Annotated in this window: 26 protein-coding genes and 1 tRNA gene; 19 read left to right on the top strand and 8 right to left on the bottom strand. The window is 42.3% G+C overall.

Annotated elements, in window-relative coordinates; all coding sequences use genetic code 11:
• The first annotated feature begins 186 nt into the window (after positions 1 to 186).
• Genes HPC40_RS07980 through HPC40_RS07990 form a run of 3 tightly spaced genes read left to right on the top strand, consistent with a single transcriptional unit; the run spans position 187 to position 3585 of the window.
• On the top strand, positions 187 to 1251 hold the full coding sequence (locus HPC40_RS07980; protein ID WP_208118965.1) for a PhoH family protein: 1065 nt from the start codon (positions 187 to 189) through the stop codon (positions 1249 to 1251).
• 4 nt (positions 1252 to 1255) lie between these two features.
• Complete coding sequence (gene ybeY / locus HPC40_RS07985) at positions 1256 to 1711, top strand: rRNA maturation RNase YbeY (RefSeq protein ID WP_208118966.1); 456 nt, start codon at positions 1256 to 1258, stop codon at positions 1709 to 1711.
• Entirely contained in the window at positions 1708 to 3585 is a 1878-nt protein-coding gene (locus tag HPC40_RS07990; RefSeq protein ID WP_208118967.1) for a GNAT family N-acetyltransferase, read from the top strand. The genes ybeY and HPC40_RS07990 overlap by 4 nt, the downstream gene beginning before the upstream one ends.
• A 46-nt stretch (positions 3586 to 3631) precedes the next feature.
• Here HPC40_RS07990 and HPC40_RS07995 read toward each other — a convergent pair whose 3' ends face one another.
• From HPC40_RS07995 to lptC, 8 genes are all read right to left on the bottom strand, one after another.
• Complete coding sequence (locus HPC40_RS07995; RefSeq protein ID WP_208118968.1) at positions 3632 to 4948, bottom strand: anaerobic C4-dicarboxylate transporter family protein; 1317 nt, start codon at positions 4946 to 4948, stop codon at positions 3632 to 3634.
• Between the two features lie 215 nt (positions 4949 to 5163).
• The gene (locus tag HPC40_RS08000; protein WP_208118969.1) at positions 5164 to 6774 is read right to left on the bottom strand and encodes a carbon-nitrogen hydrolase family protein; all 1611 of its coding nucleotides are present in this window, start codon (positions 6772 to 6774) and stop codon (positions 5164 to 5166) included.
• Positions 6775 to 6855: 81 nt separating this feature from the next.
• Positions 6856 to 6932: transfer RNA gene (locus HPC40_RS08005), tRNA-Arg, on the bottom strand.
• Between the two features lie 7 nt (positions 6933 to 6939).
• Positions 6940 to 7794, bottom strand: a complete 855-nt coding sequence (rapZ, locus tag HPC40_RS08010; RefSeq protein ID WP_208118970.1) for an RNase adapter RapZ — start codon at positions 7792 to 7794, stop codon at positions 6940 to 6942.
• A 1-nt stretch (position 7795) separates the two neighbouring features.
• Positions 7796 to 8308, bottom strand: coding sequence for a PTS sugar transporter subunit IIA (locus HPC40_RS08015; protein WP_208118971.1), 513 nt, complete (start codon positions 8306 to 8308; stop codon positions 7796 to 7798).
• An 11-nt stretch (positions 8309 to 8319) separates the two neighbouring features.
• Positions 8320 to 9045: an LPS export ABC transporter ATP-binding protein gene (gene lptB / locus HPC40_RS08020; RefSeq protein ID WP_208118972.1), complete on the bottom strand. Its 726-nt coding sequence runs from the start codon at positions 9043 to 9045 to the stop codon at positions 8320 to 8322.
• A 9-nt stretch (positions 9046 to 9054) separates the two neighbouring features.
• Complete coding sequence (gene lptA / locus HPC40_RS08025) at positions 9055 to 9567, bottom strand: lipopolysaccharide transport periplasmic protein LptA (protein ID WP_208118973.1); 513 nt, start codon at positions 9565 to 9567, stop codon at positions 9055 to 9057.
• Positions 9548 to 10129 carry an LPS export ABC transporter periplasmic protein LptC gene (gene lptC / locus HPC40_RS08030; protein WP_208118974.1) on the bottom strand — a complete coding sequence of 194 codons (582 nt, stop codon included), beginning with the start codon at positions 10127 to 10129 and terminating at the stop codon, positions 9548 to 9550. The genes lptA and lptC overlap by 20 nt, the downstream gene beginning before the upstream one ends.
• Before the next feature lie 186 nt (positions 10130 to 10315).
• Between lptC and HPC40_RS08035 the strand changes: the two genes are divergently transcribed.
• The 16 genes from HPC40_RS08035 to ispC all read left to right on the top strand — a co-directional run bounded on the left by HPC40_RS08035 (position 10316) and on the right by ispC (position 25067).
• The gene (locus HPC40_RS08035; RefSeq protein WP_208118975.1) at positions 10316 to 11113 is read left to right on the top strand and encodes an ATP-binding cassette domain-containing protein; all 798 of its coding nucleotides are present in this window, start codon (positions 10316 to 10318) and stop codon (positions 11111 to 11113) included.
• On the top strand, positions 11110 to 11892 hold the full coding sequence (gene mlaE / locus HPC40_RS08040; RefSeq protein WP_208118976.1) for a lipid asymmetry maintenance ABC transporter permease subunit MlaE: 783 nt from the start codon (positions 11110 to 11112) through the stop codon (positions 11890 to 11892). Before HPC40_RS08035 ends, mlaE begins: the two co-directional genes overlap by 4 nt.
• A gap of 16 nt (positions 11893 to 11908) precedes the next feature.
• Positions 11909 to 12400, top strand: coding sequence for an outer membrane lipid asymmetry maintenance protein MlaD (mlaD, locus tag HPC40_RS08045; RefSeq protein WP_208118977.1), 492 nt, complete (start codon positions 11909 to 11911; stop codon positions 12398 to 12400).
• Positions 12401 to 12423: 23 nt separating this feature from the next.
• On the top strand, positions 12424 to 13059 hold the full coding sequence (gene mlaC, locus HPC40_RS08050) for a phospholipid-binding protein MlaC (RefSeq protein WP_208118978.1): 636 nt from the start codon (positions 12424 to 12426) through the stop codon (positions 13057 to 13059).
• A 13-nt stretch (positions 13060 to 13072) separates the two neighbouring features.
• Positions 13073 to 13378, top strand: a complete 306-nt coding sequence (locus HPC40_RS08055) for an STAS domain-containing protein (protein WP_208118979.1) — start codon at positions 13073 to 13075, stop codon at positions 13376 to 13378.
• A gap of 6 nt (positions 13379 to 13384) precedes the next feature.
• Entirely contained in the window at positions 13385 to 13645 is a 261-nt protein-coding gene (locus tag HPC40_RS08060; protein WP_208118980.1) for a BolA family protein, read from the top strand.
• Positions 13646 to 13667: 22 nt separating this feature from the next.
• Complete coding sequence (gene murA / locus HPC40_RS08065; protein WP_208118981.1) at positions 13668 to 14930, top strand: UDP-N-acetylglucosamine 1-carboxyvinyltransferase; 1263 nt, start codon at positions 13668 to 13670, stop codon at positions 14928 to 14930.
• Positions 14931 to 15096: 166 nt separating this feature from the next.
• On the top strand, positions 15097 to 17505 hold the full coding sequence (lon, locus tag HPC40_RS08070) for an endopeptidase La (protein WP_208118982.1): 2409 nt from the start codon (positions 15097 to 15099) through the stop codon (positions 17503 to 17505).
• Between the two features lie 135 nt (positions 17506 to 17640).
• Positions 17641 to 19512 (top strand): SurA N-terminal domain-containing protein, encoded by a 1872-nt coding sequence (locus HPC40_RS08075; RefSeq protein ID WP_208118983.1) that lies wholly within the window; start codon positions 17641 to 17643, stop codon positions 19510 to 19512.
• Between the two features lie 222 nt (positions 19513 to 19734).
• The gene (rpsB, locus tag HPC40_RS08080; RefSeq protein ID WP_208118984.1) at positions 19735 to 20484 is read left to right on the top strand and encodes a 30S ribosomal protein S2; all 750 of its coding nucleotides are present in this window, start codon (positions 19735 to 19737) and stop codon (positions 20482 to 20484) included.
• Positions 20485 to 20616: 132 nt separating this feature from the next.
• A complete protein-coding gene (tsf, locus tag HPC40_RS08085; protein ID WP_208118985.1) occupies positions 20617 to 21465 on the top strand; it encodes a translation elongation factor Ts in 849 nt (282 codons plus the stop codon).
• 96 nt (positions 21466 to 21561) lie between these two features.
• Positions 21562 to 22287: a UMP kinase gene (gene pyrH, locus HPC40_RS08090; protein WP_208118986.1), complete on the top strand. Its 726-nt coding sequence runs from the start codon at positions 21562 to 21564 to the stop codon at positions 22285 to 22287.
• Positions 22288 to 22348: 61 nt separating this feature from the next.
• Positions 22349 to 22906 carry a ribosome recycling factor gene (gene frr / locus HPC40_RS08095; protein WP_208118987.1) on the top strand — a complete coding sequence of 186 codons (558 nt, stop codon included), beginning with the start codon at positions 22349 to 22351 and terminating at the stop codon, positions 22904 to 22906.
• A gap of 85 nt (positions 22907 to 22991) precedes the next feature.
• Positions 22992 to 23399 (top strand): hypothetical protein, encoded by a 408-nt coding sequence (locus HPC40_RS08100; RefSeq protein ID WP_208118988.1) that lies wholly within the window; start codon positions 22992 to 22994, stop codon positions 23397 to 23399.
• Positions 23399 to 23845: a hypothetical protein gene (locus tag HPC40_RS08105; protein ID WP_208118989.1), complete on the top strand. Its 447-nt coding sequence runs from the start codon at positions 23399 to 23401 to the stop codon at positions 23843 to 23845. The genes HPC40_RS08100 and HPC40_RS08105 overlap by 1 nt, the downstream gene beginning before the upstream one ends.
• Positions 23846 to 23879: 34 nt before the next feature.
• Positions 23880 to 25067 carry a 1-deoxy-D-xylulose-5-phosphate reductoisomerase gene (gene ispC, locus HPC40_RS08110; protein ID WP_208118990.1) on the top strand — a complete coding sequence of 396 codons (1188 nt, stop codon included), beginning with the start codon at positions 23880 to 23882 and terminating at the stop codon, positions 25065 to 25067.
• Positions 25068 to 25089: the final 22 nt, after the last annotated feature.

Genomic DNA, 25089 nt, shown 5'->3' on the forward strand with positions numbered 1-25089 from the left:
TAAGTGGCTTTTTTATTATGAGAAAGTCAAAGCATAGGGCGTTTTTGGTGAATTAAATTCGATATGTTGTTAGAGCAAACATTAAAAAGTTTATCAACGCAAATACCTTGATCGAGATATTATAAAGTGCGGTTTTTTATTCGGAGCAAACACGCTATACTAGCATCAACAACAAGAGAGGTTATTTTGAGCGAAATTTTACAGAGAACATTTACCCTTGATGAACAAGATAACGCACGTTTGCAGTCGCTTTGCGGTGCGTTCGATGCTCATTTGAAACAGATTGAAGAAAGTTTTTCGATTAGTGTAGCACGTTTTAATTTCACATTTACGCTGAAAGCCCATTCGGATGCACAGAATTATATCTTAAGTGCGGTTGAGGATTTGATTAAACAGCTCTACCTCGAAACTGCACCTGTAAAAGGTAAAGTAAAAGAGCTGGATATGGAAGATATTCATATTGCGATCCAAGAAAGTCGTATTTTGTTGCAAGATAATACGACGATTTCGCGTAATGAAACGCCGAAAGTCTATGCCACGACCATTAAAACTAAGCGTGGCGTCATTAAGCCGCGCGGTGAAAATCAAGTTAACTACTTACATAATATTTTGCGCCACGATATTACTTTTGGGATTGGTCCAGCGGGCACGGGAAAAACATATCTAGCGGTTGCAGCAGCAGTGGAGGCATTGGAACGGCAAGACATTCGCCGTATTTTATTAACCCGTCCTGCGGTTGAGGCTGGGGAAAAACTGGGCTTTTTGCCTGGTGATTTAGGGGCAAAAATTGAGCCTTATTTGCGTCCATTATATGATGCGCTATTTGAAATGCTTGGCTTTGAAAAAGTGGAAAAACTGATGGAACGCAAGATTATTGAAATTGCGCCGTTGGCATATATGCGAGGGCGTACATTGAATGATGCGTTTATTATCCTTGATGAAAGCCAAAACACCACGATAGAGCAGATGAAAATGTTTTTAACTCGTATCGGTTTTAATTCAAAAGCAGTGATTACAGGAGATGTAACCCAAGTGGATTTGCCTCGGGGTCAAAAATCGGGTTTACGGCATGCGATGGAGGTTCTCAGTAACGTTTCTGAACTGAGCTTTAACTATTTTGAAAGCCGTGATGTGGTGCGCCATCCAGTGGTAGCGAAGGTCGTGCAAGCGTATGAAGTCTGGGAGCGAGAAGATGAACAACGCCGTGCAGCGTTAGCCGAAGAACGCCGTCGGCAACGAGAGATGGAATAAGCATATGATCGAGATTGATTTGCAAGTTGCTTGTAGCGATGAGCAGGGGCTGCCGAGTTGTTCGCAAATTCAGATGTGGGCAGAAAGTGCGGTCAGCAAAGAGGGGTTAGAGGTAACAGTGCGTATTGTCGATGAAGCAGAAAGCCAACGGCTTAACCGAACTTACCGTGGAAAGGATTACCCAACCAATGTGCTTTCTTTTCCATTTGAGAGCCCGCCCGAGGTACAATTACCGCTACTTGGCGATTTGGTTATTTGTCGCCAAGTAGTGGAACGAGAGGCGCAAGAACAAGGTAAAACCGCACTTTCACATTGGGCGCATATGGTCGTGCATGGTTGCTTGCATTTACAAGGCTATGATCATATCAATGATGCTGAGGCGCAGGAAATGGAAAATTTAGAGCGAGAGATTATGGCTCGCTTAGGTTTTGCTGATCCCTACCTGGTGGAGAAGGCATGAGTAAATTCGCACGTCGGTGCGTTATTGCTTATGGCAGTGATAACGCACTTGATGCGGCACGGACACATATTTTGACACAATCTAATGCAACATGCTTATTTTGTGCTGCCCAATTAGATCGCTCTTTGCCTGATAATGTCCATTTTTATCCATTTAATCAAAGCCGTAATGTTCTTGGGCAAGAATTTGATATGGCAATATTGGATTTTGCACCACAGCATACGTTGCATTTTCATTTAGACAGCTTGGCAATAGTATCAGCCTGCATTAAGGCAGGCGGGACGTTGCTTATTCTTCTGCCAGCATGGGCAACCTTAGCCGAGATGCCTGATCATGATAGCTCTCGTTGGAATAACCAGTGTACTATTGCCACACCGCACTTTATCCATTTTTTTCAAACAAGCGTAGCAGATTATGATTGGCAAGTGCTTGATTTAGATACGAATACATTGCCAAGACTTACTGCTAGTCATGGGGTTCCCCCGCCAGAAGCTGCGATACGCGATCAACGCAATGTGCTGGCTCAACTGAAGCAAGATAAGACTCCTATCACACTGATCACTGCAGCACGTGGACGTGGCAAGTCGGCGTTATTAGGGCAGCTGATTACGCAGTTGGGGGAGAGTGTGGTTGTCAGTGCTGTAAATAAACGTGCAGTAACTACACTGTATCGTTTCACAACGCAGAAACCGCACTTTATTGCCCCCGATGCTTTGCTTGAACAGTATAAAAAATCTGCAGAGCCACCATTGAATTGGTTAATTATTGATGAAGCCGCTATGTTGCCAATGGCTATGCTGGAACAATTGGTTTTTTGTGCTAAACAGTGTGTGCTTGCCACGACGCTTGATGGCTATGAAGGCACAGGGCAAGGCTTTAGCATAAAATTTATGCAACGTTTCCCATTGGCACAACACATTCAGCTACACACACCACTGCGTTGGATTGAAAACGATCCTTTGGAACGATGGGTCAATGAAATGCTGTTGGGGGGGCATGCGTCAAGAGAATCTCACTCTGCGATTGGGGTTGGAGTGGCGCACAGTATGGTAGAGAAAATAGCCTGTTATCAATTACTGCGTCTTGCACATTACCGCACAACGCCATTGGATGTGCGTCGCATAATGGACGCAACGGGGCAGCGACTTTATCAGTATCAGCAAGATAACCGCTGTGTAGGGGCATTGTGGGCGGTAAATGAGGGCGGTTTGCCATCAGCCTTAGTACAGGCGATTTATCGTGGTGAACGTCAGCCTGCGGGGAATTTGGTGGCGCAAATGCTTTGTTTTCAAGCCGCATTGCCTGAAGGTGCAAAACTGATGAGTGTTCGCATTTCACGCATTGCTGTGTGTGAGCAGTATCGTCAGCGTGGTTTTGCGCGTGCGTTGATTGTAGCGTTGCATACGATGTCAGTGGATTTTCTCTCGGTGAGCTTTGGTTACACTCCTGAACTTGCGACATTTTGGCAAAAGTGCAGTTTTGAGGTCGTTCACATCACACGATTTAAAGAAGCAAGCAGTGGATTATTTAGTGCGGTGGCATTGTGTGGGTTATCACAGGCTGGGCAAATATTCGTGCAAAAAGCGAAAGTGCGGTTTATGCGTGATTTTCCACTTACAGAGCATCCATTGTTATTCCATTTTTCTTTACCACAAAATTGGGCGTTGACGGACGATGATCGTAGGATGCTATGGGATTTTGTGCAAACTAACCGCACTTTTTATGCCATCTTGCCCGCATTAAAACGGTATTTAAACGCCTTTCCTGATCAAGCATTGGCGGCAGCGTTGCGGAATATTCAACAAGCTACGCATCATCAAAAAGCTGCGTTGAAACAATTAAAAGTGCGGTTGCTTCACTGTTTACAGGCATAAAAAATCACGAACCGAGATTCGTGATTTTTTTTGCATTTAATGGCTTTTATAGGAATAAATTGGCAAATAGAAAGCCAAATACCAGACTAAATACCATACTTAATAGACCAGGGATCATGAAACTATGGTTGAAAATGAACCGTCCAATTTTGGTGGTACCAGTGGTATCAAAGTCAATTGAGGCGATAATTGGACCGTAGTTTGGAATGAAGAAATACCCGTTAACCGCCACAAAGGTGGCAATGATGACATGGGCAGGCAAGCCTAATGCAATACCAACAGGTACTAAAACCACGGTAGTTGCCCCTTGACTATTGACCATTACAGACAATGCAAATAACGCCAATGCAAATGTCCAAGGTGCAGCGTGTACTAAGCCTTGTACCGCTTCGATAATTTCAGGTTTATGGGCTGCAACTAATGTGTCACCAAGCCATGCAATCCCGAAAATCGCAATAATAGCACGCATACCAGCATGGAATACGGAGCCTTGTGTGATTTCGTTACCATCTGGTTTACAGGTTAAAATAATCAATGCACCGATGGTTAGCATCACGATTTCAATGGTGTGCGCCATCCCCATCGGTTGACCATCAAAGTGCGGTCGAATGCCAGGGAATGCCCCCATGATAACCACTAACAATGCACCGAATAAGAATAGTGCTACAGAGCGCATAGCTGTCGGTGTTACTTGCATGGTTTCAATATCGGTGGTTTTGGTCGTATTGTGTTTTTGATAGTTAGGATCTTGTAACAGGCGTTGATAATTTTCATCTTCGCTAAGTTCTTTACCCATTTTATTTACAAACACACACGCCAACGCTAAGCCTAAAACAGTGGCAGGAATGGTGACCATCAGAACGTCAGTCAGTTTGATGCCTTGTGGTTCAAGTAGTTTCACAATAGTAACCACCGCTGCCGCGATTGGGCTGGCAACAATTGCAAATTGTGATGCAATAACCGCCATGGATAATGGGCGTTCTGGGCGAATGCCATTGTGGCGGCTGACTTCAGCAATAACAGGTAATACAGAATAGGCTACATGCCCAGTTCCTGCGAGAAAAGTGAACACGTAGGTTACAATTGGGGCGACGAAGGTAATGTGTTTTGGATTTTTATGCAAAATTTTTGTGGCGATTTTAATCATATAATTTAAACCACCAGCAGCTTGCATCGCTGCCGCCGCAGATACGACAGCCATGATCATAAACATCACATCAATTGGTGGGCTGCCTGGTTTTAAATCAAACACAAAGGCAAGTACGGCAAGCCCCATTCCGCCCATTACACCAAGACCGATTCCGCCGATACGCGCACCGATCAAGATACATAGTAATACTATTGCAAATTGAATCAGAAACATAATTGCTCCGTTGAATACATAAAGAAAGTTGAACGCTGATTGTTCAATTGATTTGATACCCTAAAATTTTCTCATAAGAGAAACGAGCGTATTTTAGCAATTTGTAGGAAAAAAATAGAGTAAAAAAATAGCTAAAAAGGCGTTTTAAATCAAAATTAAGTGAAATTAATAATAAAAAAGGGGCGAAAGCCCCTTGAAAGCGAAAAAAGTGCGGTCTATTTTGCCGTGTTCCGAGGCTTTTTCTTACGCAATTCATATACATCTTTACGGCGGTCTTTCAGATTACGCACACTACCAAATTGGTGTAGCTCTCGTAAATCATCAATATTCACATCTGCAATCAGTACCATTTCGGTATTTGGGGTGGCTTCGCTTTTAATACCATTAGTTGGGAAAGCAAAGTCGCATGGCGTAAAGATCATGGATTGTGCATATTGAATGTCCATATTATGCACATTTGGGAGATTTCCCACCGAACCTGCAATCGCAACAAAGCATTCATTTTCAATGGCACGAGCCTGCGCACAATAGCGTACACGTGAGAAACCATTTTGTGTATCAGTTAAAAATGGTACGAACAGAATATCCATTCCGTCATCAGCTAAAATACGACTGAGTTCAGGAAATTCAGAATCATAACAAATTAAAATCCCAATTTTACCACAGTCGGTATCAAAAGATTTTATCTGATTGCCGCCAACCATACCCCAAACACGTTCTTCATCTGGCGTGACGTGAATTTTTTCATAGCGATCTTGTGTACCATCACGTTTACACAAATACCCTACATTGTATAGGCTTCCATCGCGTAACTCTGGCATTGAGCCTGTGATGATGTTGATGTTGTAAGAAATGGCAAGTTCAGCAAATTTATCAACAATTGGTTGCGTATATTTTGCTAATTTGCGAATAGCTTCAGGTTCGGATAAATGGTTGTATTTCGCCATTAATGGTGCGTTGAAAAATTCAGGGAATAGGGCAAAATCACATTGATAATCTGAGACGGCATCAATGAAATATTCTGCTTGTTGCATTAATTCATCGACGTTTTTATATGACCGCATTTGCCATTGAATTAGCCCTAAACGAATATCTTTTTTATTTGTAGTTGCCTCATCCGTTGGTTTTTCGTAATAAATGTTATCCCAGCGTAATAGCACCGCATAGTCATTAGAGCCAGTATCGCCTGGAAGATAGCGACGCAAAATTTTACGCGGGTGAAAGTCATTGGCAAGTTGAAAGTTAAACACAGGATCGTGAATTTCTTTCATTTTGACTTTTTCAATATATTGTTTCGGTGTCAGTTCATCACTGTATTTATGGTAGTTTGGAATACGACCACCGAAAGTAATGCCTTTCAGATTGAGTTTTTCACATAGCTCCTTACGATAATCATATAAGCGACGACCTAGGCGTAGCCCACGAAATTCGGGGCGTACAAAAATATCAATGCCATAGAGCATATCACCATCGTTGCTGTGAGAATCAAAGGTTTCATTGGCGGTGATTTGGTTATAAGTATGGTTATCGTCATATTTTTGATAATCGACAATAATGGATAATGCACACCCTGCTAAATCGCCATTAACCTTAATAATCGCTTGCCCTTCTGGGAATTTTTCAATCAATGCTTCAATTTGTTCTTCTTTCCAGTAAGCGTCTTCCAATGTGGCGTAGGATTCGATCATAGCTTGTTTGAGCTGGGGATAATCGTCCATCGTGAGATAAGTGAGTTCAATATTTTCAATTTCTTGATAATTCATGGATTCTCCTGTTTTTGAACGACAAAGTGCGGTTAAACCGCACTTTTGTGTATGAGATGGCATCAAACATGCCAGTAGATATGCTTAAATTGTTAAAAATAGTTTACAATTAAATGCGTATAATTGCAAATCACGGACAAAAAGTGGCGAACGTGGTCGGATTCGAACCGACGACCTATCCCTTAGGAGGGGATTGCTCTATCCAGCTGAGCTACACATTCGCAAATATTATTTTTGGTGATGTTTGAGTGAGCGATGTTGAATTTGCACCTGTTTGCCACGCCCTTGAAAATATTCACCAAGTTGTTGGGCAATATATACAGAACGATGCTTGCCGCCAGTGCAACCGATGGCAATGGTTAAATAGCTACGATTATTTTGCTCAAGCATCGGCAGCCACGTTTCGATGTAATTACGTGTGGTGTAAATAAAATTGTGCACTTCACTGTGACGGTTTAAAAAATCAATAACGCCGTCATCTAGCCCCGTTTGTGGACGTAAGACGGGATCCCAATGGGGATTGGGTAAAAATCGTACATCGAAGACATAATCTGCATCAATTGGAATCCCATATTTAAAACCAAATGATTCAAAAACAATATTGAGTGGTTTCTCGCCAGATCCTTGAACAAATTGACGCAATTTTTCTGCTAAATCGTGTGTCGAAATCGCACTTGTATCAATCACTAAATCAGCGTGCTGAAAGAGAGGTTCAAGACGCTCGCGCTCAAGGGCAATCGCACTATCAAGCGGAATATTTTCAAGGGATAATGGATGTAGGCGACGAGTATCACTATAACGGCGCACCAGAACATTTTTGTCTGTATCAAGGAAAATAACCTTGAGTGCCACGCTTTCAGGCAGTTGCGAAAGCACATGATGAAGGGTGTCTGGTGATTGTGGCATATTGCGAATATCAAGGCTAATGGCAACCGCACTTTGGGTTTTTGCGAGAATATCCACCAGCTGATTAAGCAATGAGAGCGGTAAGTTATCTACGCAGTAGTAGCCGATGTCTTCTAATGCCCGTAGTGCAACCGATTTGCCCGAACCTGAACGTCCACTAATAATGATTAATTCCATATTATGCCTCGCTTGCTTGTGAACGCTGTTCATCGTAGTTCTCGCTTGTTGCCAAGTGATGATCGAGGTTTTCGAAAATATGCCATAATTCATCGTCTGATGTCGCACTACGAAGCTGTTTAGCGATTGTTTTTTGACAAAGTTGTTTAGCAATCTCAGGCAATAAAGGGGCATAGTGGTGTGCATTTTCTTCGGGAAGAAAAAGGGCGAAGATTAAATCAACATCTTTATTATCATTGGCGGCATAATTAATGCCATTAGCAAGTTGTAAAAATACCCCTTGTGGTGCACTGAGGTGCTCTATTTTGATATGCGGTAGTGCAATGCCAGCGCCAAGTGCGGTGCAACCGACTTTTTCACGCTCACATAATGCTTCTAGCAGCGGATATTTTTCTTGTGCTTTGTCTTGCTGAGAGGCAAAAATGTCGCAGACAATTTCCATCAAGCGTTTTTTGCTTGATGCTAATACACCTTGGCGTACCGTTTGAGGGCTGAGTAGTTGCGTAAATTGCATTGTCTTGTCCATTACAATTTAAATTGGTCACCAAGATAAAAGCGTTTTACATCTTCGTTCGTAAGCACTTGTTCTGGTGTGCCTGTTGCCATCATTTGCCCTTCACGGACAATGTAGGCTCGTTCGCACACATCCAGTGTTTCACGCACATTATGATCGGTAATCAAGACACCCAAACCACGCTCTTTGAGATGCAAAATAATCTTTTTAATATCGATGACCGAAATGGGATCAACGCCAGCAAATGGTTCGTCGAGTAAAATAAATTTCGGGTTGACAGCCAATGCGCGGGCAATTTCAACGCGACGACGTTCACCGCCAGAGAGCGATTGCCCAAGGTTGTTACGAATATGCTCAATATTAAACTCATTGATTAGCTCTTCTGCTCGCTCTTTGCGTTCAGAATGATTCAGATCGTTGCGCACTTGTAACACTGCCATCAGATTATCATATACACTTAAACGGCGAAAAATTGAGGCTTCTTGTGGCAGATAACCAATGCCTTTTTGCGCGCGATTGTGCATCGGCAGTAGTGTAATATCTTGCCCATCGATGTCAATTAGCCCACTGTCGCTTTTGATTAAACCGACAATCATATAAAATGTGGTGGTTTTACCTGCGCCATTTGGCCCCAATAATCCGACAATTTCGCCAGAGTGAATATCCAAACTCACATTTTGCACAACTTGTCGCCCTTTATAGGCTTTAGCGAGATTTTTTGCGGTTAAAATAGCCATCGTTGCGCCCTATTTCTGTTGGAGTTGCGCTGGGTAAAGTACGGTTTTTACACGCCCTTTGCCGCTATTTTTTGCAATCATTTGCTGTTTTTGCACATCATAGGTAATGATTTGTGCTGTAATTTGGCTATCTTGCTGTTTTAACGTGGCATTTCCAGTTAATTTTAGAAATTGTGCATTTACATCATAATTCACTTGATTGGCACTGCCACTGATGAGTTTTCCATTGTCTAGTTTTTGTTGGAATGTTACAGGCGAGCCGTATGCAGCCACTTTTTCTTGCCCATTTTTTTCATTTTCACCTGGGCGAGTGATGGTTACTTTACCTGCTTTGATTAAAATAGATCCTTGGGTGATCACGACATTATCAGAAAATGTTGCCACGTTATTTTCAAGATCCAATGATTGATTGTCAGATGTTACATTAATGGGTTGTTTGGTATCGTCTTTCAATGCGAAAGCTGACACCGAACACAGTAACGCAAAAGCGAGAGTAATGGAGTTATTGAGTGTTAATTTCATATTGTGTTTTAACCTGCTCTTTTAATGTCGCAATTTGTTGGCGCAAATTCCCCGTTAGCACATTGCCCGTGGTGGTGAATTGTTGCCCTTGAATACTGACCATTGTATCAGATGTTATATCTTGTGTCGTTATATTGACAACCGCACTTTGTGTTTTTAAGGTTTGAATACGACTGTCAGGCAATAAGCTTTGTACCAACACATTGTCTTTGAGATATAAAATCTTATCTTTGCTTAATGTTGCAACATCAGCACGTAACCGCCAGCTTTTTACCAGTTCACCCGTTTGTTTATTTTTTTGATACAAAAATACCTCGGGCGATGTGAATTGCGTTTCGCCATTGGTTTGAAAATAGGTTACGTTGTCGGCATCCGCCACATATTGCTTCGTGCCGTCAATCGCATAAACGGTGGTTTGCATGGCAGTGGCGATATAATCTGGCGCATCTTGTGGCTTGATTTTAGCAAGTGCGGTATCGTCATCTTGTTGATTTAATGTGAAATACCATCCGCCTAGCCCAAGCGCAATGATAAATAAAAAAATGTTCCAGCGCGAGCTCACATGATTTTCCTTTCACTAATTCATTTTCGCCCCATTCTAGCACAAAGCATCCCAAATGTGCGTAGTACTTTTATGAAATGATGTGTGATTAAGTTGACATTAATGTTTATTTCATAGAATATCAACGCACATTTTGCCTAATGCGTGCTTTATGAAATAATAGACGCAGGCAGACAAAGGAAAACTATGGCAGATTATTTAGTGGAAGTGAACAATCTCAGCTTCAACCGTGGTGAGCGTGTGATTTATGACAACTTGAATTTAAAAGTTGAAACGGGAAAAATTACCGCCATTATGGGACCGTCAGGGATTGGAAAAACCACACTTTTGAAATTGATTGGAGGGCAAATTGCCCCTGATTCAGGGACTATTTTATTTGATGGTGTGGATCTGAGTTCACTTTCAACCCGTAAACTCTATCAGCTACGCAAGCGAATGGGCATGTTGTTTCAATCGGGAGCATTGTTTACAGATATGACCACATTCGATAATGTTGCGTTTGCGTTACGGGAGCATACGAATTTACCAGACGAATTGATAGCCCAACTTACATTGATGAAATTACACGCGGTAGGGTTGCGTGGTGCAGCACACTTGATGCCGTCTGAACTCTCAGGAGGAATGGCGCGGCGGGTAGCATTGGCTCGTGCAGTTGCTCTAGATCCTGATTTGGTGATGTATGACGAACCATTTACAGGACAAGATCCCATTAGCATGGGAGTGATTTTAAGTTTGATCAAACGTTTAAATCACACGTTGAAGTTAACCTCAATAGTCGTGTCTCATGATGTACAAGAAGTATTGAGTATCGCTGATTATGCTTATATTGTGGCAGACAAAAAAGTGATTGCCGAAGGCACGCCTGAACAATTAACGCGAAGTGATGATGCGCGGGTAATTCAGTTTTTAGCTGGGAACGAAGATGGACCAGTGCAATTCCACTATCCTGCTGCATCATCTTATACAGATGAGTTATTTTTATGAAACATGTAATCGCCATGCTCGGGCGTTGGGCAATTAACTCGCTAAAATCACTAGGGCGTTCAGGTATGATGCTATATGGAGCCCTAATTGGTGTACCTAATCCGAAAATCTATGCGCCACTGTTTATCAAGCAGCTTTATGTGCTTGGGGTGCAGTCTATGTTGATTATTCTGCTCTCAGGGCTATTTATTGGAATGGTGCTCGGGTTGCAGGGCTATGTCGTTTTATCGGGATTTTCTGCTGAAACAAGCCTTGGGCAATTGGTGGCGTTATCCTTATTGCGTGAGCTTGCACCTGTTGTGACCGCACTTTTATTTGCAGGGCGTGCGGGCTCGGCGTTGACAGCAGAAATTGGTTTAATGAAAGCGACCGAACAATTATCTAGTATGGAAATGATGGCAGTCGACCCATTACGACGTGTGATTGCCCCTCGTTTTTGGGCAGGTGTAGTCAGTATGCCATTATTAACATTATTATTTATGGCTGTTGGTATTTGGGGCGGTGCGTTGGTCGGCGTGGATTGGAAAGGTGTGGACAGCGGCAGTTTCTGGTCGGTTATGCAAAGTGCGGTGAGTTGGGGCACGGATATTGGCAATGGCATGATTAAAAGTGCGGTTTTTGCAATTACTGTGGTATGGATTGCCCTCTTTAATGGTTATGATGCCCTCCCCACTTCTGAGGGCATTAGCCGTGCAACAACGAAAACCGTCGTGCAGTCATCCTTGGCGGTGTTGGCATTGGATTTTATTTTAACCGCCATGATGTTCGGCGGGAATTAAGACGAAGGATAAAAAAATGCGTCAAGCAGTAAAATATGAATTTTGGGTTGGATTATTTCTATTGTGCGCTATTGCAGCACTCGTATTCTTAGGCTTAAGAGTTGCTAATGTGCAAGGATTTGGAGAAAATAAAACCTATACGATACAGGCAACCTTTACCAATATTGGTGGTCTAAAATTGCGTTCACCCGTTAAGGCGGGGGGCGTTGTGATTGGGCGAGTGAGCGACATTAGCCTTGATGCGCAAACGTATCAACCGTTAGTCAAAATCAACATTGATCAAGCCTATAACCATATTCCTGAAACCAGTTCATTGTCGATTAAAACCGCAGGTTTACTGGGAGAGCAATATATTGCACTCAATATTGGTTTTGACGATGGCAGTGTTGCTATGTTAAAAAATGGTGATACGATCCATGACACCACCTCGGCAATGGTTTTAGAAGATTTAGTCGGGCAGTTTTTATACGGTGATAAACAAGCCAGCCCTGATACTGATGAAAAATAAGACAAGAATTTAAAGGAGAAGTTATGTTAAAACATGCACAAACATTATTGAAACTTGGGGTGTTGCTATTGGCAGGCTTGCTTGCATTAAATGTGGCACAAGCACAAGAAACACCGTATTCGCTGATGAAAAATGCAACAGATAAATTATTTAATGACATTAATTCAAATCAAGCCAAAATTAAGCAAGATCCAAATTATTTACGTACAATCGTTCGCAATGATTTAATGCCATTTGTGCACGTCAATTATGCGGCATCACTGGTGTTAGGGCAACATTATCAAAGTACAACGCCAGAGCAGCGTACACGCTATTTTAATGCGTTCGGACAATTTATTGAGCAAACCTATGCACAAGTATTAACGCTTTATAAAGGACAAAAAATTCAGTTGGAAAAAGAAAAACCACTAGCAAATCAAACTATTGTGACCCAGCGTGTCAATATTTTACAACAAAATGCTGCACCGATTCGCTTGGATTTTAAATGGCGTAAAAATACGAAAACAGGGCAATGGCAAGCCTATGATATGGCAGCCGATGGCGTGAGTATGGTTGAAACGAAGAAAAATGAATGGAGTAATATTTTACGCACCAAAGGTATTGATGCCCTTATTAGCCAAATTGAAAAAAGTGCGGCACAGCCGATAGTGATTAAGTAGGCATATTTTGGTATTGCAATGGCGTACAGCCCCAACAGCGATTGGGGCGAAATTGACATTAATAGGTGATTTGACGCGTGATAGTTTGCTACCGCTATGGCAAGCACGTGAGACGTTGACCGACACGGTTGAATGTTTAGATATTGAACTTGCAGAACTTGCTACGCTGGATTCGGCGGGGTTTGCTTTGTTATGTGATATTATTCATTTTTATGCGCAAAAAAGCCAAGTGCGGTTACACCATGCACCTGCGATTTTGCGTGATTTAGCATTATTATATGAGTTAAATAAATGGCTAGATGCCTTTATTGTGGAGTAAAAATAAATGGATGCCTCTGAGATTGAACAGCTTTTGCGCCAATCATTAAGCCTTGATGAAGTGTATGTAGAGGGTGAAAATGCACACTTTAATGTGGTTGCGGTTAGCGATCAATTTGCCCAAATGAGCAAAGTGAAGCAGCAACAGCTCATTTATGCACCCTTGATGGAACATATTGCGCGTAATGATATTCACGCATTATCAATAAAAACATATACTAAAGCAAAATGGAAGCAGGCTTGCATGCTTAACGGTGTGAAAGCGTAATTAACACGTGTAAGGATTGAAAATGGAAAAGTTTCGGGTTTATGGAAAAAGTTGTTTAAGTGGTGATGTTGAAATATCCGGTGCAAAAAATGCAGCATTGCCTATTTTATTTGCGGCGATTTTAGCCGAAAAACCTGTAACCTTAAGTAATGTACCGGATTTGCGTGATGTAACCACAACATTAAAAATTTTAACAACCCTCGGGGTCAACGTTGAAAAACGGGATCGCAATACCATCACACTGGATGCAAGTGCGGTCAACCATTTTGTGACCCCCTATGAACTCGTAAAAACGATGCGGGCATCAATTTGGGCGTTAGCGCCATTAGTTGCACGTTTCGCCCAAGGACAAGTTTCCTTACCTGGCGGTTGTAATCTCGGTGCGCGTCCTGTGGATATGCACATTTCTGGATTGGAAAAATTAGGCGCAGAGATTAAACTGGAAGACGGTTATGTTAAAGCCACTCGTCATGCGCGTTTAAAGGGTGCGCATATTATTATGGACAAAGTCAGTGTTGGTGCGACGCTATCTATTATGATCGCAGCAACATTAGCAGACGGAAAAACCGTCATTGAAAATGCCGCACGTGAGCCTGAAATTGTTGATACGGCTGATTTTTTGAATAAACTGGGTGCGAATATCCAGGGTGCAGGCACGGATATGATTACTATTGTTGGCGTGGAACACCTTGGCGGCGGCGAGCATAGTATTATCCCAGATCGCATTGAAACAGGAACATTTTTAATTGCAGCAGCAGTATCTGGCGGCAAAATTACCTGTCATGGTACGCGTGCAAATACGTTAGACGCTGTGTTGGCAAAGTTACAAGAAGCAGGTGCGAAACTTGAGATCAGTGATGATACGATTACGCTCGATATGCAAGGTAAACGCCCAAAATCTGTTAATGTACGTACAGCACCACATCCAGGATTTCCAACGGATATGCAGGCACAATTTACGTTATTAAATATGGTGGCTGACGGCACAGGCATTATTACTGAAACGATTTTTGAAAACCGTTTTATGCATGTTCCAGAATTGGTACGAATGGGGGCAAAAGCGGATATTGAAGGGAATACCGCTATTTGCCATGGCGTAACCGATTTGCAAGGCACAGAAGTGATGGCAACCGATTTACGTGCGTCTGCAAGTTTAGTGATAGCAGGCTGTATTGCGCAAGGCGAGACAGTTGTGGATCGAATTTATCATATCGATCGTGGTTACGAGCGCATTGAAGAGAAATTACAAAAGCTCGGCGCACGAATTGAGCGTTTTAGTTCGTAAGAATGAAAAATATTAAAAGTGCGGTCATCACCGCACTTTTTACATTAATCGCTATCAATTTCTCAAAAGCACATTAAACTACGTAAAAATCACACTATAGGCTTGAGATTACAATCTTAGCCCCCATATAGCCTTAACTAACGACCATTTTTAAGAGAGAAGAATAATGAGTGCAAGAACAACCACCAAAAAACAGATTCCCGTTCTACCACTGCGTGATGTTGTGGTATTTCCCTTTATGGTGATGCCATTATTCGTCGGGCGCGATAAGTCGATCAATAGCCTTAAATATGCGATGGATAATGGCAAAGAATTACTATTAGTTGCACAAAAAAATGCCGAACAAGAGAACCCACAGCGTGATGATATTTATGATTACGGCACATTGGTACATGTTATTCAGTTGCTTAATTTGCCTGATGGTACTGTAAAAGTACTTGTTGAGGGCAAAAGTCGTGCAAAAATCAAACAATATTATGATGACGATGAGCGTATTAGTGCTGATGTTAGCATCTTAGCTGATGAATTAGGCGATGAGCAAGAGCTCGCTGTACTCAGTAAAAGTGCGGTTGATGAATTTGAATCTTACATTGCCATCAACAAAAAAGTGCAACCTGAAGTTGTGGCAGCATTGCGTAAAATAGATGATCCTGTGCGTTTAAGCGATACGCTATCTGCACATATGCCGATCGCATTAAAACATAAGCAAACATTGCTTGAGAAAAACAGCGTTATAGCACGTTTTGAATTTCTTATTGCGACAATGCATTCTGAGTTAGATATTTTGCAAGTGGAAAAACGTATTCGTAATCGCGTCAAAAAACAAATGGAAAAGAGTCAGCGAGATTATTATCTTAATGAGCAGATGAAAGCCATTCAAAAAGAGTTAGGCGACAGCGAGGGCGGTAGTGACGAAATAGACACGCTTCGTCAAAAAATTCTTGATGCAAAAATGCCGAAAGATGTGCAAGAAAAAGCAGAAACTGAATTGCAAAAATTACGAATGATGTCGCCAATGTCGGCAGAAGCAACCGTGGTACGCAGCTACATTGAATGGTTGATACAAGTGCCATGGCATAAGCGAAGCAAAGTTAAAAAAGATTTAGATAACGCTCAAAAAGTGCTTGATGCTGACCATTATGGCCTAGAGCGTGTGAAAGAGCGGATCTTGGAATATCTTGCCGTGCAGACGCGTTTAAACCAAGTGAAAGGACCTATTCTTTGCCTTGTGGGACCACCGGGCGTTGGGAAAACATCTTTAGGGCAGTCTATTGCGAATGCAACAGGGCGAAAATATGTGCGTATGGCACTTGGTGGGGTGCGTGATGAAGCGGAAATTCGTGGGCATCGTAAAACGTATATCGGATCGTTACCAGGTAAATTAATGCAAAAAATGGCGAAAGTCGGTGTGAAAAATCCGCTCTTTTTGCTTGATGAAATTGATAAAATGTCATCAGATATGCGTGGTGACCCAGCGTCTGCGTTGCTTGAAGTGCTAGATCCTGAACAAAATAATGCTTTCAGTGATCACTATTTAGAAGTGGATTATGATTTATCCGATGTGATGTTTGTGGCCACATCTAATTCAATGAATATTCCAACGCCACTGCTGGATCGTATGGAAGTGATTCGTCTTTCAGGTTATACCGAAGATGAAAAGCTGAATATTGCGAAACAGCATTTGCTTGCGAAACAAATGGAACGTAATGGATTGAAAAAAGGTGAATTGAGTGTGGACGATAGTGCCATTTTAGGCATTATTCGTTACTACACGCGAGAAGCTGGTGTACGCTCATTAGAGCGTGAAATTTCTAAAATTTGTCGTCGAGCAGTGAAAACGCTGCTATTGAATAAGAAGAAAAAATCATTGCGTGTCAGTGAGAAAAATCTACATGATTATCTCGGTGTGAAACGCTTTGAATACGGTAAAGCAGATACCGAAAATCGTATTGGAGAAGTCACTGGATTGGCGTGGACAGAAGTCGGGGGGGATTTGCTGACGATTGAAACAGCCAGTGTTGCTGGAAAGGGCAAATTGGTTTATACCGGCTCGCTTGGCGATGTCATGAAAGAGTCTATCCAAGCGGCGATGACCGTGGTGCGAGCCCGAGCGGAGCGATTGGGCATTAATGCTGATTTTTACGAAAAACGTGATATTCATGTGCATGTGCCAGAGGGAGCAACACCAAAAGACGGCCCTAGTGCAGGGATTGCAATGTGTACCGCACTTGTATCAAGTTTAACAGGAAACCCTGTACGCGCTGATGTGGCTATGACGGGTGAAATCACGCTTCGTGGCAAAGTCTTGCCAATTGGAGGACTAAAAGAAAAATTATTAGCTGCCCATCGCGGTGGTATTAAGACGGTGTTAATTCCAAAAGATAACGTCAAAGATTTGGAAGACATTCCAGACAACGTCAAAGCCCAGTTGGTTATTCATCCTGTAGAAAATATTGATCAAGTTCTGTCTTATGCGTTGGCGAATCCACCTGAAGGCATTGAGTTGGTTAAACCTGTGATCGCAACAGCGAAAAAGCGTGTGCGGAAAACACCAAGCCCAAAAATGGTAAATTAATCTTGTTCGCCAAGCCGTGTGCTTGGCGTTTTTATAAAGTGCGGTCGCCTAGTTGACAGTATCGGTAAAGTAGCCGATCATAGGGCTTTTAAGAAAAGCAGCTTAAGCATTAAAATTAAAGGTGGTAAATCTGTTATGATGGAAAAATTGAGCAGCGGTGTTGGTGGCTGGGTTTGGAAAGTCATTTTCGCGTTGATATCTGTATCTTTTGTATTAGGTGGTGTTGGTACCTATTTGGTGGGGCGAGTCGATACCTCTGCGGCGAAAGTAAATGGGGAAGAAATTAGCCAGCATACGTTTCAAACTGCATTGCAACAGCAAACACGTTCAATGGGGGAGCAGATGGGGCCGCAGTTCGCACAACTGATGGATTCTCCTGAATTTGTGGCGAGCCTTCGTAAAAATGTCATTGATAATTTAATTGATGAAGCCCTGTTAGTGCAATACGTTAATGCCTTAGGCCTAGTTGCCAGTGATGAGCAAATTAAGCGTTATATTATTAGCCAGTCCGCGTTTCAAAAAGCGGGTAAATTTGATAATGAACTTTATCAACAATTTTTGCGTGTTAATGGGTTGAATTCAGATTACTATGCTCAAAGTTTACGCAGTGGTATTGTGATGAACCAATTACAGCAAGGATTGCTTGGTTCGAAAACAGTCAGTGATGCCCAACTGGCTATACTCAATGAGCAGCTTTATCAAACGCGTGAAGTAAATTTAACACCTTTGCCGATAGTGGGATTGTTGGATAAGCAAGAGATTAGCGAGCAAGAGATCAGCGAGTATTATGATGCCCATAAATCGGCTTTTGCCGTGCCAGAGCAGGTAAAAGTAGAATATATCGACATTGCAAAACCTGATATTGAAAAACATATTAAGGTCAGTGATGTCGAAATCGCACAATATTATCAAGACCACAAAAGTGATTTTGCACAAAATCGTCAGCATTTAGCCCATATTCAAGTTAGCACTGAAGCACAAGCGAATCAACTTTATCAGCAACTTGAACAAGGAGCGGATTTTGCCGAACTGGCTAAAGCACATTCAAACGATAAGCTAAGTGCGGTTAATGGTGGCGATTTAAGCTGGAGTAAAGCAGGTGCATTCCCTGCAAAATTTGAACAAGCAGCTGATAATACTGCCGTAGGTGAAGTGAGTAAACCTGTTGAAGTAGATGGTGCATATCACATTATCAAAGTGCTTGCGCGTGAAGATAATGCGCCGAGCTTGGAGCAAGTTAAAGGGCAAATTGAGCAAGCGATTCGTAACGAACTATCCGCAACAGATTTTTATCGCATAGAAAAAGAAGCGGCTGAAAAGGCCTTTGAAAATCAAGCATCGCTGGATGATGTTGAAAAAGTCGTAGGTAAAACAGCACAGACCACGGCATTTTTCACCCGTCAAGACGTGCCAACAGCACTCAATTTTTCCAATGTGGTATATAACATTTTCGATACTGATTTATTACAAGGTGGTGTGAATTCAGAGGCGATTAATGTTGGGGATCAACACTCAATTATACTGCGAGTCGTAGAACATAAACCCGCTGGCACGCGTAGTCTAGATGATGCAAAAGCCGACATAATTGCTTATTTGAAACGTGAAAAAGCCTATGCAGAGCTGATGAGTCAAGCTAAAAGTGCGGTCGAAGAGCTTAATCAAGGCAAACATCCTACCTTGCCTGAGGGAGTAACATTAAGTCAGAAAATACAAGCATTTGTCTATGTCAACACCCAAGACGTACAATTGCGTGATGGTATTTTTAGTATCAAACCAACGCAAGATAAGGCTGATTATGCGGTGATTGAAAATGGACAAGGCGATGTGTTCATTGCCAAGTTGATTCGTGTTAGCCAAGGTAAGGTTGATGAAAAACAAGTGCAAGCGATTCGTCAGGCTTATTTACAAAATGAGCAAGCACAAGCATACCGTCGCTTAATTCAGGCATTGCGTGAGCAAGCCAAAATAGAAATTAATAATGAGTTTATCGCTCAGCAAGAAAATTAATCATAAATCCCCACGATTGTGGGGATTATTTTTAGAAAAAACCGACAATTTTATTGGCTATTTGGTTTGATTTATGGTATAAATTGCGCCGTCTATGCCTTTAGGCAAGATATTTTGATTAATTTAAACATCACACACATATCTCACACTGCTTGTCGGGGTGCCAAACGGTCGATAAAGCAGGATATGTGGAGGCTAAACCCCAATATAAGGATTATTATTATGGCACAAGTTTCAATGCGCGATATGCTTCAAGCTGGCGTACATTTCGGTCACCAAACTCGTTACTGGAATCCAAAAATGAAATCATACATCTTTGGACCACGCAACGGTGTTCACATTATCAACCTTGAAAAAACCGTACCAATGTTTAACGAAGCTCTTGCAGAGTTAACGCGTATTGCAGGTAATGGCGGTAAAATTTTATTTGTTGGTACAAAACGTGCAGCGACTGAAGCAGTGCAAGAAGCGGCAGTAAGTTGTAACCAATATTTTGTAAATCACCGCTGGTTAGGTGGTATGTTGACTAACTGGAAAACAGTGCGTCAATCAATCAAACGTTTAAAAGATTTAGAAGCACAATCTCAAGACGGCACATTTGATAAATTAACCAAAAAAGAAGCGTTGATGCGTACTCGTGAAATGGAAAAACTTGAGCATAGCTTAGGTGGTATCAAAGATATGGGTGGTTTACCAGATGCGATTTTTGTAATTGCAGCAGATCACGAACATATTGCCATCAAAGAAGCTAACAATTTGGGTATTCCAGTGTTTGCAGTCGTTGATACCAATACCAACCCAGATGGTGTTGATTACATCATTCCAGGTAACGATGATGCAGCGCGTGCAATTCAATTATATTTAACAGCAGCAGCGGCTGCGGTGAACGAAGGTCGCGAGCAATCAAAACCACAAGTTACCGAAGAGAGCTTTGCTGGCGAAGCACAAGAAGAAGCACCAGCAGCAGAATAGTATTGTCACGTGATGTAATAAGGCAATACGCCCTTATTAACCACACAATAACGAATTGGTTAGCAGGGGGCTTAAAAGTTCCCTGCTTTTTTATATAAAGTGCGGTTGAGGCACTGAAAAGAGGATTAAAATATGGCTGAGATTACAGCGTCATTAGTAAAAGAACTTCGTGATCGTACTGGTGCAGGTATGATGGAATGTAAAAAAGCATTAGTTGAGGCAAACGGTGATATTGAACTGGCTATCGACAATATGCGCAAATCAGGTCAAGCCAAGGCAGCGAAAAAAGCGGGTCGTGTAGCGGCTGAAGGTGTTATCATCGCACGTATCGACGGTGGCTTTGGTGTGCTGGTTGAAATGAACTGTGAAACGGACTTCGTTGCTAAAGATGCAGGTTTCCAAGCATTGGCGAACAAAGTAGCAGACTACGCACTGGCTAACAAAGTGAGCAATGTTGAAGAATTAAAAGCACACTTTGAAGATGAGCGTGCGGCATTAGTGGCCAAAATTGGCGAAAACATGAATATCCGTCGCGTTGCTACTATCAGTGGTGATGAAGTGGGTTCATACTTACACGGTGCGAAAATTGGTGTGTTAGTTGCTGCACAAGGTGCTGACCAAGAATTATTAAAACACATCGCTATGCACATCGCAGCAAGTCGCCCAGATTATGTTAACCCAACAGATGTACCTGCTGATGTAGTTGAGCATGAGCGTCAAATCCAAGTGGATATCGCAATGCAATCAGGTAAACCGCGTGAAATCGCAGAAAAAATGGTTGAAGGTCGTATGAAGAAATTTACGGGTGAAGTATCACTGACAGGACAACCATTCGTGATGGATCCATCTAAATCTGTAGGCGATTTACTCAACGAAAAAGGTGCAACCGTGACTTCATTCATTCGTTTAGAAGTGGGTGAAGGTATTGAGAAACAAGAAACTGATTTTGCAGCAGAAGTGGCTGCTATGTCAAAAGCATAATAGGCAATCAGTAAAAAAGGCGAGGTAACTCGCCTTTTTAGTATAAAGTGCTGATGAAATAGGTTATTTCATCAACATTTTTGAAAGGAGAAGCAGATGAGTGAGAAACCCGTTTATAAACGCATTTTATTAAAATTAAGTGGCGAAGCGTTACAAGGTGAAGAGGGCTTTGGGATTGATCCGTCGATTTTAGATCGTATGGCAAAAGAAATTGATGAGCTGGTCAAACTGGGTGTTGAGGTAGCTGTCGTACTTGGCGGTGGGAATCTATTTCGCGGTGCAAAATTAGCTAAAGCGGGTATGAATCGCGTAGTGGGCGACCATATGGGTATGCTTGCCACAGTAATGAATGGATTGGCAATGCGAGATGCAATGCACCGTGCAGACATGAATGCGAAGTTGATGTCAGCTTTTCCACTCAATGGTGTATGCGATACGTATAGTTGGGCACAAGCCATTCGTTTGTTGCGTCAAGGGCAAGTAGTGATTTTCTGTGCGGGTACAGGTAATCCCTTTTTTACAACAGACTCTGCTGCCTGCTTGCGTGGCATTGAAATTGAAGCAGATGCTGTATTAAAAGCCACGAAAGTGGATGGTGTTTACGATTGCGATCCCGCTAAAAATCCACAGGCGAAACTCTATACACATTTAAGTTATCAAGATGTCCTAGAGCAAGAGTTGCAAGTGATGGACCTGGCGGCATTTACCCTCGCACGCGATCACGGCATGCCAATTCGTGTCTTCAATATGAACAAACCAGGCGCATTAAAGCGTGTGATTTTAGGTAAAGATGAAGGCACTTTAATTGACGATAAAAAATAGGTCGAACAAGTCTAAAAATTACAGTAAAATCAGTAAGACCGACTGTTAAGTAAGGATAATTATGTTAAACGAAATTAGAAAAGAAGCTGAAGATCGTATGGAAAAGAGCGTTGAGGCATTCCGCTCTCAAATTGCAAAAGTACGCACTGGGCGTGCGCATCCAAGCCTACTGGATGGTATTATGGTAGAGTACTATGGCTCACCAACGCCATTACGCCAAGTGGCAAACGTGGTAGCAGAGGATGCTCGCACATTAGCGATCACCGTGTTTGACCGCACTTTGAGTGGTGTAGTAGAAAAAGCCATCATGAGCTCTGATTTAGGGCTTAATCCATCATCGGCTGGAACGGTTATCCGTGTGCCATTGCCGCCATTAACTGAAGAGCGTCGCCGTGATTTAGTAAAAGTGGTGCGTGGTGAAGCAGAACAGAGTCGCGTTGCTGTGCGTAATATCCGCCGTGATGCCAATGATCAAATCAAAGCATTGTTGAAAGATAAAGAAATTAGTGAAGATGATGATCGTCGTGCACAAGATGAAATTCAAAAACTGACCGACACTTACGTCAAAAAGGTTGATGATGTGTTAGCCGATAAAGAAAAAGAACTGATGGAGTTCTAGCGATGAAAAAGCGACTTAGTCATAATATTTGATAGGTCGCTTTTTTATAACATGGTCACAATAGGCGTTAAATGAAGGAAACAATATGAAAAAAATGATGAGATATTTTTTAATGTTTATTGCATTATTTGTTTCCCAGCATACTATTGCTTATCCCATCTTTTTTTGCTCTGTGCAAGGTAAGCCAACAAAATTGATGGTGGATCTCGATGAAAAAACGGATTTGTTGACATATAGTTATGGTCAAGATTTACGTACGCCCGAGTTAACACTACAAATTCCACGAGAAGTTATTCAACGCGAACGTGATCAGAATAAAAAATATTTCCTCAAATTTTCCAATGGGTGGCATTATCATGTGTTTCATCAACGTGAGCCAGAACAAGCCGGTGTGGAAATATTAAATCCAGAGGCTAAATTGGAACACGTTGAGTGGTGTAACTTAATGCAACCGCACTTTTTTGAGCTACACACTAGCTTTGAGGCTTGGTGATGCGGTTATTATTCACATTGTATCTTATGTGTTGTGTACCACTGGCATCGGCTGAGGTTATTTTCTGGTGTGATATAGAACACAGAAAAAATATTTCAATTGATTATGATAAAGCAACGGATTTATTGACGTTGTCTATTGGCTATAAGGAGGAGAGCATCAAAGCTGAAGTGGATGCCCAAATTCCTGTATCACTTGCATTGCAAGCATATTACCCACTGCGTTTTGATGAGCTAACATCATTAAAGATTTATTTGCTCGGCATACCCAATAATGACGTGATCTATGTTGCCAGTGAGTTTATTTTTCCTAAAAGAGGAAAATTTGGTGTGTCGATAAGATCGCAACATTCGCCTGAACAGGAAATAGATTTTTTACCTTGTCAGGGACCTGTCATTTCAAAACTGGATGAATTTATTAGTCATAAAAATAACTTGCCACTATAATAGCGTTAATTATTCTTAATAATGCGATTTCTCTATGCAAAATATAACCCTTCTTGGCTCAACGGGCTCTATTGGCAAAAGCACCCTTTCGGTGATTGAACACAATCCTGATAAATTCCGTGCGTTCGCCCTCGTGGGCGGGCAAAATGCGACACTGATGACACAGCAATGCCAACAGTTCCAACCGCACTTTGCCGTGATGGCAGATGAACGTGCGGCACAAATCTTGCGTGAAAATGTCGCAAATTTGGGGCTGAAAACGCAAGTGCGGTCAGGCGAACAAGCAATGTGTGACGTTGCAGCTTCCTCAGAGGTGGATCAAGTCATGGCGGCGATTGTCGGTGCGGCGGGGCTTGCGCCGACGCTGGCGGCAATTCGTGCAGGTAAAAAAGTCTTGTTGGCCAATAAGGAATCGTTGGTCACCTGTGGGCAATTATTTATTGATGAAGTAGCAAAGTGCGGAGCGCAGTTACTGCCAGTGGATAGCGAACACAATGCCATTTTTCAAGCGTTACCACCATCGGAGCAGGCACGAATTGGGCATTGTGATTTAGCGAAAGCAGGCATCAAACGCATTTTGTTGACTGGCTCTGGCGGTCCGTTTCGCCAAACCGCACTTTCACTGTTCGATGACATCACGCCAGCACAGGCGGTGGCGCATCCGAACTGGTCGATGGGGCAGAAGATCTCCGTGGATTCCGCTACTATGATGAACAAAGGGCTGGAATATATTGAAGCGCGCTGGTTATTTAATGCTAGTGCGGAGCAGATGGAGATTATTATTCATCCGCAATCGATCATTCATTCCATGGTGCGTTATGTGGATGGCTCGGTGATCGCACAAATGGGCAACCCTGATATGCGCACGCCGATTGCACATGCGATGAGTTACCCTGACCGTATGCTATCAGGTGTAAGTGATCTTGATTTTTTTAAACTCAGCGAGCTGACTTTTATTGAGCCCGATTTTGCTCGTTATCCTTGTTTGCAATTGGCAATAGAAAGTTTTGCGGCGGGGCAATATGCCACCACAGCAATGAATGCCGCTAATGAAGTTGCCGTGGAGGCATTTTTAAATGGCAAAGTGCGGTTCACCGACATTGCTAAAATTAATCGTCGTGTCGTAGAAAATATGCGCCCAAGCACAATTAATGACATTGAGGATGTTTTTGCCATTGATCAGCAAGCACGAGTTGATGCACGTAATTGGGTTGCCATTTAAATCATTCTCACCGCGGGGTGCT

Source organism: Spirabiliibacterium falconis (assembly GCF_014885015.1).
GTDB classification, from domain to species: Bacteria; Pseudomonadota; Gammaproteobacteria; order Enterobacterales; family Pasteurellaceae; genus Spirabiliibacterium; species Spirabiliibacterium falconis.